We start from the raw sequence: 12,559 nt of genomic DNA, 5'->3' as shown, positions 1-12,559 counted from the left end.
TTTTAATATGAGATATTGACGTAACTAGTAATTAAATCCTACAGAATTACAAAGGAAGAGGTGCCAGCACCCGCCCTATAAGCCTTCATTTTTAACTTCTTCATAGGCTTCTAAAAGAATTTGTTCCATATCGGTAACAAATAGGTCCAGCATCTTTTCTCCCTTTTCTTTAGTGGCTTGTGTTGCATCGCCGTAAACTCCGCTTTTACTTAAATCTCCTAATGAAATTGATGATTTCCCGTACAGTCTAGGCTTTTCGGGATATTCCTTCACCGCTTTAGACATTTCAACTAGTTCGGGTTTAAGGGCCAGCATTAATGAAGTTTCAAATTCACAAGCATGTACCATGCCGTGCCAAGTAGGGGTGTCACAAATATCTTCCATGACTTTATTCAGGTTAGGATAGAATAGATAAACGACCGGAATGTCTAGTTCATCAGCTAATTCGCGGGTTGCATATTTCATGCTGGCATTATTGGCATCGTGGCCATTAACGAGAACGAGCATTTTGATTCCGTAGCGTGCAACACTATGCGCGACATCCTTAATCACTGCTTCAACATGGTGCTGCTGTAGTGAAACAGTTCCCGGAATGTCTCTCCAAACCCAGGAATATCCGAAGGGTTGGGTGGGTAGCAGCAAGGCGCCGGTCTTCTCTGAGAGTTTTCTGGAAACCCCTTCTGCAAGGAAGATGTCAACTCCAAGAGGAAGATGATGGCCATGCTGCTCAGTTGCTCCCATAGGTAAAATCGCTACAGGAAATTCTTTAATTGCTGCCTCCACTTCGTCTCTTGTCATAGTGATCAGTTCTTTAGCTTTTCCCATGGTGTTACACCTCAGTATTTAACATCTCTACGTATTTTTGAGCATTGTTTTTGATTTTCTCTCTATCCTCTTTTGTTGCTCCTCGGGGGACAAGGTCACTGCCAATTCCGAATGATGTACAGCCAGCTTTGTAATAATCCCGGATATTTTCCAAAGAAACTCCGCCAACTGCCATAATGTTAAGGTGAGGGAATGGTCCTTTTAAGTTTTTAATATAGTCAGTGCCAAGATTGCTGGACGGAAAAAGTTTGACAACTTCAATGCCAAGGTTCAGTGCCTGCATGATCTCCCCTGGTGTAAACACACCCGGGAGAATTTCTACATTTAATTTTTGGATTTCTTTCGCTAGCTCTTTATCCCATCCTGGAGTAATGATGTAACGGGCACCAGCTTCTATAGCCTTTTTCGCCTTGCCGATGGAAGTGACTGTTCCAACTCCTAGATGAATTCGATCACCAAAAGTTTCATTTAGAATTCTAATGCATTCCAGTCCTTTTTCCTCTTCGCTTAGGGATACTTCGACCCAGTTTATGCCACCTTCAAGCAATGCCTTCAGGATATCGACTACATCTGCTGGCTCTACTCCGCGAATAATTGCGACAATGGTTCCTTTTTTTATATTCATCATTTCACCTTCTTAAAACTGGCCAAGCCAGCGAGCAGGGTTTTTGATAAAAATCGTATCGATATCTTCCTGGCTGACGCCTTCGTTCAATAGGCGAGGAATGAACTTTTTAATAATGTACTCAAAGCCAGGGCCTCCGCCATAAGCATGTAGATAACTCTTTCTGCCCATATCGGCTGAAACTAATAGCTGGTCAACAAAACCATTTTCAATCATATTCTTGATCAGTTCTACTCGCACGCTGTCAGGATAGTATTTAATTTTACTGGCGCCATCAAATTGTACATATGCTCCGCGCTTAGCTAGTCCAAGGTGGTAGTAGGGGTCTGCATTTCGGTCACTGTGGCCTACAGCTACTTTTGATAAGTCTACGTTTTCTTCCTCAAGGATGTCGAGCATTTCTTCCCCCATAGTTCCAGCTTCGGTATGGAGCCAAACGGGTGCGCCAGTCTCAAGCTGCGCCCGTGCCATTGCCCGAGTCACTTTTTCCTCAAGAGGGTGGATGAGCTGATCCCAAGAACCTGATTTTAAGAAGCCAGCTTTTGCAGAAGTGCCGTCCATACCTACTGTAACGTCCCTGACTAGTTTTTGTGTAATTTCTTCAATTTCTAATGCTTGTACCCACCTTGGAAAGTAGATATGTTTGTTGAATCCGGTTGTCATGACGAGATTTACACCAGTTTCTTCGGCCATTCTGATAAGGTGCTTGGCATCCCGTCCGTAATCCATTGTTGTAGCATCTACAAGCGCATTTCCACCTGCGCGTTTAAATCTCCAAAGTTCACTTACACTAGCTTCATAGTCTGTTAATTCTAAATCTCGATCCTTTTGGCTAGCCGGTGGGTTTGCCCATAAGTGTTCATGGCTGTATGTGAAACCTAAATCTTTTGCATCAATATCTCCTAAAACGGTACGAACTTTACCCATTATCATCACTCCTGATTATATTATTTAAATAGTGAGAGGAAAGAATTTTCGCTCTTTCCTCTACGGGCATTAAAATTAAATTTGAATTCCGAACAGCATGCCAACCAGACGAATAAGGATCACCACGATGATTGCATCCGGAGAAGCAAACCATAATCCTTCAACGCCATATTTTGTAACATCCACAAGAGGGTAGGCAAGGGCAATTAGCAATGTCCAGCTGACGCCTAAGAAGAATCCACTAATAATGGCTCCGCGTCTGCCGCCAGTTGCATTTCCGAATACTCCTGCTGCCCCGCCCATGAAGAATAGACCAATAACAGAAGGTAAAACGACGACTGGCAATATGCTAGAAATAGCTGTTACCAATAAGCTGCCAATCAATGCAGCCAAGAAGCCTAGTGTTACTGCGATTGGTGCGAATGAATAGAAGATTGGGACATCTAACGCAGGCTTAGCTCCAGGAACAATCTTTTCACCTACCCCTTTAAAAGCAGGGACTATTTCTCCTAAAAACATACGGACACCTTGAAGTAATACTAAAATACCAACAACAAATGTTAGTGCGGACATGATAGAGAACTGAATCGCGTTCTGCCCGCCAGCTATTTCCGCCATTTTTGCTGGATCTACAAAGAGCGAAGTAACAACATAGATGACGATCATGACAATACCCATTAATACACTCATATCTTTTAAGAAATCGAGTGACTTAGGAACTTTTACATCTTCAGAAGACTTTTCTTTGTTCCCTAATTTTCCGCCTACCCATCCAGACAAGCTGATCCATGAGCTGCCCCAGAAACCGAAGGCAACATGATCATTTCCAGTTATTTTACGGACAAATGGCTGAGATATGGCAGGGAATAATACCATTGAGATACCTTGTATAATTGAGCCAAGGATGACGGTCATAGTTGATGATAATCCCATTTGATGGAAAACGATCGCCATTGTACCTGCGAATGAGAACATCATATGGCCAGTAAGGAAGATATACTTCCATTTAGTCAATCTTGCAATTACTAGATTGATTAGGAATGAGAATACAAGAATTAGGGCTGTTTCTTTTCCTAAAACTTGTTGTACTGCTGCAACGAGAGCATTATCTTCGGCTACAATACCCTTTAGTCCAAATGCTTCGGTAAACATCGTACTGAAAGGTATTAAAGCGTTTACAATAATTCCGGCACCTTGCTGAAGAATTAAGAAACCAAAGATTGTTTTTAAGGTACCTTTAATGACATCGGAGGTAGACTTTTTCAGAGCTATTAATCCTAAAGCGGCAATAAGGGCGAGGATAATGGCAGGGTTACTTAAAATAGATACAATGAAATCCAGCATCTATTTCACCCCTTTAGCAATTTTTTCAATAACGGGCATGACCTTTTGCTCTATTTCTTCCTTATCTAATAGATTATTAATGGAGACTACTTCAACAGATTCACTGCTTAACTCAGATGCAATTTCACTGGAGGTGACCATAAAGTCACAGGCTTTACCCTTGGCTGAACCCAAATCTACAGCTTCACCATCAACATCATACCCATGTTTCTTGGCGATTGCCTGAACCTCCATCAACAGCATTAGTGATGTTCCAAAGCCCATTCCGCATACAGTCACAATTCTCATTTTCCCCACTCCTTAGTTTAAAATTGATAAAATTTCTTCTTCATTATTGGATGTTAATATCACTTCCAGTTTCTCTTTGTTCCCTAATACAGCTGCAATTGTTTGCAGCATGCCTATATGGCTGGTGGCGTCAGTGCCGCAAATAGCGCAAACTAATTGAACAGGATCATTTGTTGGGTGGCCGAATGCTACCGGGTTCTTCAGGCGCACCAGGGAAAAGCCTTGTTCAAGGACGCCATGCTCCGGTCTGGCGTGAGGGATCGCAATGGAAGGAGCTAAAACAATATAAGGACCTACATCCTCGAAGCCTTTTACCATTGCATCGATATAGCGCTCCTCCACTTTGTTTTCATCAGCCAATAGTTTACCTGCTGCACGAATGGCTTCTTCAGCGGTTGCTGCCTCAACGTCTAATTGGATGAGGTTTTTGTTTATGGTCAGCATCAGGACTCTCCTTCCGTGTTAAATGTCTTTAATTTGTTTCTGCCAACTAAATCAATATCATATTCATAACGATCAGATCTGTTAGCCATTTCAACCATCTCGAATGGGGTTCCATCAGGTAAATAGGAAACCCGGGTGATATGAAGGATAGCTGAATCCGGAGAGATTCCTAATTCCAATGCTTCTAAATCGGTGGACAGTCTAGCCTTGATTCTTTCATGTGCTTGTTCGAGATGGATACCGTAATCTTCCTCAAGTACTTCATAAAGAGATTCCTTCATCAGACCATTTTCCATGAAACCAGGTGTGAATTTTGAGCGGAAGTAGTTAATCAGGATTGAAATAGGTTCTCCGTCTGCACAACGCAAACGCTTCAGGCAAATAACCTTTTCTCCTTTGGCCAGCTGCAACTCTGCAGCTATTTTCTTCGATGGCTCAATTTCATAAATCATCATATTTTTAGTTTCAGTATGTTTCCCTTTTACACGCATTTCCTCAGTCCAACTAGTGATATTACCAGCTTTTTGGACGATGTTTTTCGACTGTACGAAGGTTCCCCTTCCTTGAGTCTTCGTGACTACACCTTCATTGACAAGTTCCTCAATTGTTTTTCTGACGGTAATACGACTGACACCAAATAGTTTCTCAATTTCTGACTCAATCGGAAGAGCGTCGCCTTCCTTTAAGTTTTCCTCAATATACTCCATAAGAGCATCCTTTAATTGCTTATAAAGAGGCATCTTTAGGTTTTTATCTAACCGCAAAATGATTATCACCTTCTTTTTAAAGATTATGATGTATTATATGATAATTAGTTAATTAAATATTAACATTATAATGAATTGTGTCAATTATTTTTTTTATTCAGACAAAGATTATAACCTTTTAGAAGAACATGGGGACGGTTCTCTTGTTCCTTTTAGGAACGCGGGAACCGTCCCTGTGTTCTACTCGTGTTCCTTTTTTGGTGGAAGCGCGGGGATGTACCCTGAGAGAAAATGGCCCGGTTCTTATAGTAGACATTCAGAAGTTTTACGGAAAAAAGGACGATGAGTGGGTTATTACCTGCTCATCGTGTTTTTTTCCTTTATTTATACAACACGGGAAATTATATTCCATTTTACTGAATAATAATTCCTTTTAAATTCTATGTATTTTAAATTTCTACGAGATTTAGTAGGTACTTTACACACGGTGCCAAAGACCTATATACTTGATATGTAAATAATTCCAAATCAAATACTATGAAAAAGGCAAACTTCTCGAAAGGGGAGGACGCAAAGCCGTGAGTCTAAGGCATGCTGAGGTGTGCTATGATCGTCAGGTTTCCATAGTTTAGAGAACCTCTTACTATGGCTTTTTGTCATAGTTTTTTTATTATCCGGGAGGGGTTAATGGCATGAGCTTTCTTAAGACGTTTGGTAAATATGCGGGCAAAACCGCTGGGATGGTAGTTGGAGGACCAATCCAGGTTATTGGGGAGTTAACTGGATCAGATGTGATCGAGGACATCGGAAAAGGAGTCAGAAAAGCCTCGGAGTTCGCTGGAACTACAGTTGGACAAGCTGCTGATGGAGCTGTTGGGACGGTTGCGGGAATCATCAATGACAATCCCGCGCAGCGTGATCAGGGCTTGAATGATATCGGAAGTGCTGTCGGAAGGACTGCGAAGGGAGTCTACCAAACTGCTAAACACACGGTCCATAATGGCGGTGAAGTCATTGGCGGTTTTATCGATGGAGATCATGACCGTGTTAAAAAAGGAGCCATATCCATCGCTAAAACGGTTGCCATAGGAGCATTGGCTGTAGGAGTTGTTGATATTATAGATGGAGTCGATATTGCTGATGCGGAGGAGACAGGTTCCGATTTATCAGGTGAAGATATACCATTCGAGACCAAAACGATTGAACTACCTAATGGAGAAACCGTTACTGATTCCTTCCCAGTTTTCGATAGTGAATATGAAGTGGAAATAGAGGAAGACATGTATCTGAGAAGCGATTATATCCATTTTACATATGCAAACTATGAGTTATATGAGGATATTCAAGGAGATCCAGAATTAGCTGAAGAGCTAGGCTTGAACGAAGCTGACATTGAATCTTTGTCCAATGGAGATAATCCAGAAGGATACACTTGGCATCACAATGGAAGAGCCAGGAGTCCTGCAATTAGTTGACCGGGAAACACATGCAAGCGTGGGACATACCGGAGGCCGTGAACTTTGGGGTGGCGGGAGTGAGTATAGATAAGTTAGAAAAAGCAAAATTGAGCCAAAAGGGGCAGTGTGATGGGTTTCTTTAGGAATGTTTTCGAAGTAGGTAAAATCTTCACAGATTCAGGAAAAGAATTAGGGCAGATTCTAAGTGATGGAAGAAAAGAGTTTACCGAATTGATGACGGACGGCTTTAAAGAAATGGTGATTAAAGGCAACAGCGATTATAAAACATCTTATGAAAAAAATAGTGAGGCAGGAGAGATCCTGTATAAGGCACAAAGGAAGTATGATGGGTTGTTTGATGATGTTCACACAGAAATACTTTGTGTTGAAACGTTGATTGACGATCATTACGTCTATAAAAAGAAATTGTATGAAGAGATTAAAAGTCAATACGGAGCAACGGTGGAGAAATATATAACAGACTATCATTTAAGAAGGAAGGATTTTTATTCCTCACATACTGAGGATAGCAATCCCTTCATGCCTGCAGCCGCTGCGGTGATCGGTACATTGGGTGTAGGACTTGTCGGCGGGGTTATTGGCATGGATTTAATCCAGCAAAGAACACGTGTGAAACAGGCAGATTCCTATTTGCAGGAAGCGAAAAAAATAAAGGCAAAGCTGGAATTAGAGTGTGGAAGACTAAGAGTATTGAAAACGAACTTGACCTTTGTTGAACAAAGCATCTACGAAGAACGTTCGCTGATTGAACGCTTGTATCGTCCTCTTAAAGAAAAAATGAAGCATACGGAAGAATTATTAGCTTCAGATTTTACCGATGAATCGGACGTCCAGGATGCAGAGCAAGCGATCGAAATCATCAGGATGCTGGAAAAAACTCTTACGACACAGTTTCTTCAGGACGAGGCTGTCATTACTACTCAATATCAGGAACTGACTAAACAGTTAGAGCAATTAGTCCGACAATTATAGTGGAAACTTCAAATAAAAAGGGGAAGTCATAATGAGTGTAAAGAATGTTTTTAGCCCATTGGATATCGCATCAGTTGTAACAGAAACGATTAATTCGGCGACAAGTTACTTGAAGGCAAAAGAAGTGGAAGAAACCGAAAGGCAACGCCTGATTTCATGCCTCAATGCCATCACCCTTAAGATTGAGCTGGAAAGAGACAAGTTTGAAAAGTTCATGGAAAAAAGTTTCGCAGAACGTGAACGATTGTATAGCTCTGCAGATAAGGTACTTGAAAAGGGACTGCAGGAAAATAATATGCAGCTTGTGACGCTTGCATCTAATTTAATGATGAATGTCTATAACAAAAACCCGCTAGATGGACTGGATAACAAAATGCAGGATGTAAAACTTGAGGGCCTTCAGCCTATAAAGAGTTATATTGACTAATAGGAGTGAAAATCATGTCCTCAAAAGAAGAATGGGAACAAGCTGAACAAATCATCAAAGAAACATTAAAACAAGCAGCAGAAGAACTGAACGCAACAATAAAACAGGAAGAAGCAGAACGAGCAGCCATCCTGGCCAAAGAACAACAAATATACACCATCCTGCAAGCCGACAAAGACAAGTTCAATCAAGAAATGCAAAACAAACAACAAAACAACCAGCTGCAATTATTAAACGGGCAACTAGAAGAAGCCATTAAAAATGACGATCAAGAAGCTATTCAAAAGTTAATGTTGGAAATGAACAGTATTTAGTGGAACATGGGGACGGTTCTTGCGTTCCAAATAGCGCAGACACCGGGAAGGTTCTAGTGTCACGTTCGGGAGTCGAAATAAAAGACGAGAAGTTTTGCGGGAATTCGTCATTAAGCTTTTTTTTCTTAAGGCTTATTACATTTAGTTATTAAATAACTCTGGTGGAATTGGCAAACTTGAAGAGAGAAAAAGATCCGAAACAGACGGTTCTAATGTCCCATTCTGTACTCGAAATAAAGTGAACTAGAAACTGAGCTCTTTTCAATTTTTTTCAATACATATGTGACTGCTAAACTAAAGTAGAATAGGAGGATACCAAAAAAATATTGAATATTACTATGTTATTTTGTCAAGCAGAAGAACCGTCTCCGAGTTTCGCGTCCTTTCGAAATAATTAAGATGAGGTGAGAAGATTTATATGTCTAGTCTGAGCAGCCCTGCAAAAACTATGGATTTTACTATTGCATCAGCAATATCACATCAAACATTTACAGCGGGTAGCAAATTACATCAAATGGTTAAGAAGAATCTTAGTTCATTAAATTCTAACTTAACACATCTTGATATTAATAGTTATCTTAATGATGCATATAAACTTGCAAACAGGACGTACTTTAGGTTAAGGGCTACGAGTTATGATAGAAGTAGATATCTAGAGATACATAATAACTTAGTTTTTCTATTAAGTGATTACTTTGGGTTGCTTAATGAAATTATGGCTACTGGAGAAGTTCATCCCTATATAAATATACTAAATCAGCATCCCCTAGTTGTGGAAAATGGAGTACTCTTTACAAACAAAAGATTGGTTAGCAGAATTTTACCAGAAAAAAAAGGGAAAATATCAGGGGGATATGGAGAAGGTTTAGTAAGGTTATTGTTGGCTCAGATTGATAATGTACAAGAACATGGAATCTTAAAAGTTGGGACATCTAATAGGGCACCGTCTCCTGACTTTATCATAATTGATAAATTCTTAAATGTCATAGGTCTAGCAGAAGTAAAATCAAGTATTAATCATACATATAGAAGTCCTGATAGACAAGTAAAGAATAGTAGATTCAATGGCTTAGGAATCAATGTATTCTTCAACAACGATTCTATGGCTCCTATAGAGTTTTTTATAGAAGATCCAAGTTACAACACTTCAATAGATATTATGCCTTCAATTTATTCAAAAATGGCTGTTTTAGAAGCTCTAGTATTAAATGAAGGTGAATCTCCCTTGATTGTTAAGAATACAGTATGGGCAAAGGAATTATTGCAACTTTTTCATGAAAACTTACAATATTTTCTTTTGAATAATTACTCATTTTCATTATTTGAATTAGAAGAAAAATTACCTATTAAAGAAGAACACTTATTTGCTTTTTTAAAGAGGTTTTTTGATATTCCAGAAAATAATATACAAATTGAAAATGAATTGTTTAAATACAGTAAGATATATCATTATAAAGACTATGTATTAAAACAGGGATAAAAATATATAAGTGGGAAGCGTGGAGGTTTATGGTGTCACGCTTCGTAGGATTATTACTTTGAGGAACAGTGACGGTCCCCGTGTTTCTTCAAAAAAAGTGCCTTGCTTCCATTGCTTAATGCAGTGGAAACCAGGCACTTTTTTATTTATTCGTTTTCTGAACCGTAGCTGATTAGATTGGTGAAGATCCTATACCCACCAGGTACCTGACTCTGAATCTGTCGATAAAATACAAGGTTCGTATAAAGATACGTTCCCTTGCCGTACTTAGCCATCAAGATGCCACCGTCGAATGGGGCTTCGTTCGGGTCCGCCATGCTGACGAAGGTTTCATACTCTGGTGCCCAAGCCATTGGGTAGTATAGTCCTCTTTCTTGTACCCAGTTATCCCAGTCGCTGTCTGTGATTTTGTTCGGATAGTTGAAGAGAGGGGACTCTGGTTTTAGGACGTTAACTTTTGCGTTTTCATCGGTTACGCGCCATTTGATGGAGACGTTGCCGATCGTTAATGGGTATGGTGCTGATGTGTCTTTGTTCCAGTTGTCGCCGCTTGGCTTGTGGTACTGAACGACTAGGTGCCCGCCATCTTCCACGTATTTTAGCAGGCGTGCATTGTTTTGCAGCAAATCGGCTCGTGATAGGTAGGCGCGAATGCCGACGACGATCGTGTCGTACTGGCTCAAGTCGCCCGTCGCGATATCATTGTCTGTCAGCTTGGTGATGTTCAAGCCTGCATTTGATAGGTAATCTGCTACCATATCAAAGCCGCTGTCGATATAGCCGACTTTTAAGTTGTCGTTCTTCAATAGTTCGAAGGCGACGCCATGGACCTGTGCTGGATATTGATAATAGAAGGTGCCGATATGGTCATAGCTGATTTCCTGGATTGTTGAACTGAACGTTTTCCCGTTCACGGATACTTCTGAATCAATATTGAAATCTCCTGACTTAATATCCGCAGGCGGTGAAAGGGTGAAAGTGACTTCTTTTTCCTCGAGCTGGCTTGCAAAATCAACAGCTGCTGATTTCGGCTCGACTTTCCAGCCTGCAGGCACTTTTAAGGAAACGGACGCCTTCGTTTTGCCATTGTAATAGTTTTTGACTTTAGCCATTACCGGAATTTCTTTTTGCACATTGGCGGTATTCACGATGATATCCTCAGGATTCAGCTTGACCGCTGCATCTGGTAGGACAGCGATGGTTCCTTCCAGTTTCTGAGTTTGGACAGTTGCCGTTCCTTTATTCTTATAAGAAACGACTGCCTGCAAAGCCGGTTCCTTGTACGCGTGATAGAATTCGGCATTTTCAGGAACTTTTACATTAAAAGTAAGCTGGGCAGTCTCCCCTGGTGAGAGGGCTTTTTCCTTTTTGTTCGCAGTAATCTTCCAGCCTTTTGGAGCGGTCAAAGAAACCTGGGTATGCTCCAATTCCTGGCTGCCATTGTTCTTAAGAGTTACGGTAACAGTTGTCTCCTGGCCTTTTGTCAGGATGTTCGATGCAGCTTCTGCTTTTACATCAAGGCTCGAAGAAACAAAGCTTGCTGTCTGCAACTGCTGTTCCTTCAGTCCCAGCTTATGAAGCAGGTCTAATTTTAGCTCCTTATCCAGCTTAGCGGTTTCAGTTTTCTTTTGTAGATTGCGGACATCCTTTAATGCCTTTTGTGTTTGTGTGAAAACCGCATTGCGGTCAGGATAGGCAGCGACAATAGAATCTAATTTTCCCTGCAGTTTTGTGTATTGGCCCTTAAGGTCATTGGCTTTCTTCGGCAGTACCTGTGCCCATTCTGCAAGGTCATATGGTACGCCTGCAAATAGGTCATCGCTGCCATGTGTGTCTACGGTAGTGTGCGCTAATTCAAGATTCGCCTGGCGAGGGGCAACTGGGATATCACTTCCCATTCCCTGGCTTTTGTGCATATAGCGGGATTGTTCGCCAAGCTGAGGGTAGCTCATTTCATAAATCGGATCGTACATGCCGATTTCAATCGATGTGGTTGCTGTATCTTTTGATGTAGCAGGGAAGTAGAACTTCTTCATTTTCCAGACAGATAATCCTTCTTTTAACTGTTCAGGATAGATAGTCGGATCTGCTGCATCTTCAAAGGCGCGTTCAGTGAGGATGGCCATGGTGCGGTGGTGGCCGTGCTGTGATGGGTCATTCTTGAAAGAAGGCATGACGATATCCGGCTGGTACGTACGGATAAAACGGATCAAGCGTTCATATGTCTCGTCTTCTCCCCATTTAGACAATGTTTCTTCAGGGCTTTTGGAGAATCCGAAATCATAAATTTCGTCGGAGGTCGTTTCGCTTAAGTGATAGGCAGTAACGCCGGTGATTTTTGCGGCTTCGATCATTTCACGTGAGCGGATGATCCCAAGCGCGTTGCCGAGCTCATTGCCAATTTCGTTCTGTCCGCCTTCACCGCGGTTCGCGATCAAGCTGGCTGTCGTAACGCCAAGCCCTCTGGAAAGGTAAGCTAAAAAGTCGCTTCGTTCATCATCCGGATGGGCACCGGTATTCAAAAAGGTAACAGTCGTTTCAAGAGGCTTAACGGCATTCCAAAGTTCAACATCGTGTTTCTGCGTCTCCACAGCTGATCCGCTTAAAGGCACCATCGACACGATCAGCAGGAAAGAAAGCAAACCAATCAAATACTTGCGCATGTTTGTAACCCCTTTCATTTTTGGTTTTCGGTAAAAAATATCCCGCACTCCTTCCTCTTTATGTA

At 41.2% G+C, this 12,559-nt stretch carries 14 protein-coding genes and 1 riboswitch; of the genes, 6 read left to right on the top strand and 8 right to left on the bottom strand.

Annotation, left to right across the window (positions count from 1 at the left end; translation table 11 throughout):
- Positions 1 to 75 precede the first annotated feature (75 nt).
- The 7 genes from AABM38_RS22460 to AABM38_RS22430 all read right to left on the bottom strand — a co-directional run bounded on the left by AABM38_RS22460 (position 76) and on the right by AABM38_RS22430 (position 5,217).
- Positions 76 to 825 carry a creatininase family protein gene (locus AABM38_RS22460; protein WP_423408375.1) on the bottom strand — a complete coding sequence of 250 codons (750 nt, stop codon included), beginning with the start codon at positions 823 to 825 and terminating at the stop codon, positions 76 to 78.
- A 4-nt stretch (positions 826 to 829) separates the two neighbouring features.
- Positions 830 to 1,453, bottom strand: a complete 624-nt coding sequence (locus AABM38_RS22455; RefSeq protein ID WP_423408374.1) for a bifunctional 4-hydroxy-2-oxoglutarate aldolase/2-dehydro-3-deoxy-phosphogluconate aldolase — start codon at positions 1,451 to 1,453, stop codon at positions 830 to 832.
- Between the two features lie 9 nt (positions 1,454 to 1,462).
- A complete protein-coding gene (locus tag AABM38_RS22450) occupies positions 1,463 to 2,380 on the bottom strand; it encodes a phosphotriesterase family protein (protein ID WP_423410819.1) in 918 nt (305 codons plus the stop codon).
- Positions 2,381 to 2,452: 72 nt separating this feature from the next.
- The gene (locus AABM38_RS22445) at positions 2,453 to 3,721 is read right to left on the bottom strand and encodes a PTS ascorbate transporter subunit IIC (RefSeq protein ID WP_423408373.1); all 1,269 of its coding nucleotides are present in this window, start codon (positions 3,719 to 3,721) and stop codon (positions 2,453 to 2,455) included.
- Positions 3,722 to 4,009, bottom strand: a complete 288-nt coding sequence (locus AABM38_RS22440; RefSeq protein WP_423408372.1) for a PTS sugar transporter subunit IIB — start codon at positions 4,007 to 4,009, stop codon at positions 3,722 to 3,724.
- Between the two features lie 12 nt (positions 4,010 to 4,021).
- A complete protein-coding gene (locus AABM38_RS22435; RefSeq protein ID WP_423408371.1) occupies positions 4,022 to 4,453 on the bottom strand; it encodes a PTS sugar transporter subunit IIA in 432 nt (143 codons plus the stop codon).
- Entirely contained in the window at positions 4,453 to 5,217 is a 765-nt protein-coding gene (locus AABM38_RS22430) for a GntR family transcriptional regulator (protein WP_423408370.1), read from the bottom strand. The genes AABM38_RS22435 and AABM38_RS22430 overlap by 1 nt, the downstream gene beginning before the upstream one ends.
- 478 nt (positions 5,218 to 5,695) lie before the next feature.
- A riboswitch (cyclic di-GMP riboswitch) is annotated at positions 5,696 to 5,786 on the top strand.
- 66 nt (positions 5,787 to 5,852) lie between these two features.
- Between AABM38_RS22430 and AABM38_RS22425 the strand changes: the two genes are divergently transcribed.
- The 6 genes from AABM38_RS22425 to AABM38_RS22400 all read left to right on the top strand — a co-directional run bounded on the left by AABM38_RS22425 (position 5,853) and on the right by AABM38_RS22400 (position 9,831).
- Complete coding sequence (locus AABM38_RS22425) at positions 5,853 to 6,635, top strand: HNH endonuclease (protein WP_423408369.1); 783 nt, start codon at positions 5,853 to 5,855, stop codon at positions 6,633 to 6,635.
- Positions 6,568 to 6,708: an HNH endonuclease gene (locus AABM38_RS22420; protein WP_423408368.1), complete on the top strand. Its 141-nt coding sequence runs from the start codon at positions 6,568 to 6,570 to the stop codon at positions 6,706 to 6,708. The genes AABM38_RS22425 and AABM38_RS22420 overlap by 68 nt, the downstream gene beginning before the upstream one ends.
- A gap of 38 nt (positions 6,709 to 6,746) precedes the next feature.
- Positions 6,747 to 7,610, top strand: a complete 864-nt coding sequence (locus tag AABM38_RS22415; RefSeq protein WP_423408367.1) for a hypothetical protein — start codon at positions 6,747 to 6,749, stop codon at positions 7,608 to 7,610.
- A gap of 31 nt (positions 7,611 to 7,641) precedes the next feature.
- Positions 7,642 to 8,037, top strand: a complete 396-nt coding sequence (locus tag AABM38_RS22410) for a hypothetical protein (RefSeq protein WP_423408366.1) — start codon at positions 7,642 to 7,644, stop codon at positions 8,035 to 8,037.
- Positions 8,038 to 8,051: 14 nt separating this feature from the next.
- Positions 8,052 to 8,351, top strand: coding sequence for a hypothetical protein (locus AABM38_RS22405; protein ID WP_423408365.1), 300 nt, complete (start codon positions 8,052 to 8,054; stop codon positions 8,349 to 8,351).
- A gap of 418 nt (positions 8,352 to 8,769) precedes the next feature.
- Positions 8,770 to 9,831, top strand: a complete 1,062-nt coding sequence (locus AABM38_RS22400; protein ID WP_335376636.1) for a hypothetical protein — start codon at positions 8,770 to 8,772, stop codon at positions 9,829 to 9,831.
- Between the two features lie 146 nt (positions 9,832 to 9,977).
- Here the strand turns inward: AABM38_RS22400 and AABM38_RS22395 are convergent, their stop codons facing one another.
- On the bottom strand, positions 9,978 to 12,494 hold the full coding sequence (locus AABM38_RS22395; RefSeq protein ID WP_423408364.1) for an NEW3 domain-containing protein: 2,517 nt from the start codon (positions 12,492 to 12,494) through the stop codon (positions 9,978 to 9,980).
- Between the last annotated feature and the right edge of the window lie 65 nt (positions 12,495 to 12,559).

It is taken from the genome of Heyndrickxia sp. MSNUG, from assembly GCF_049532715.1.
Classification (GTDB): Bacteria; Bacillota; Bacilli; order Bacillales; family Cytobacillaceae; genus Mesobacillus.
Note: the sequence above shows the minus strand (reverse complement) of the source record. Positions and strands in the feature narration are given on the sequence as shown.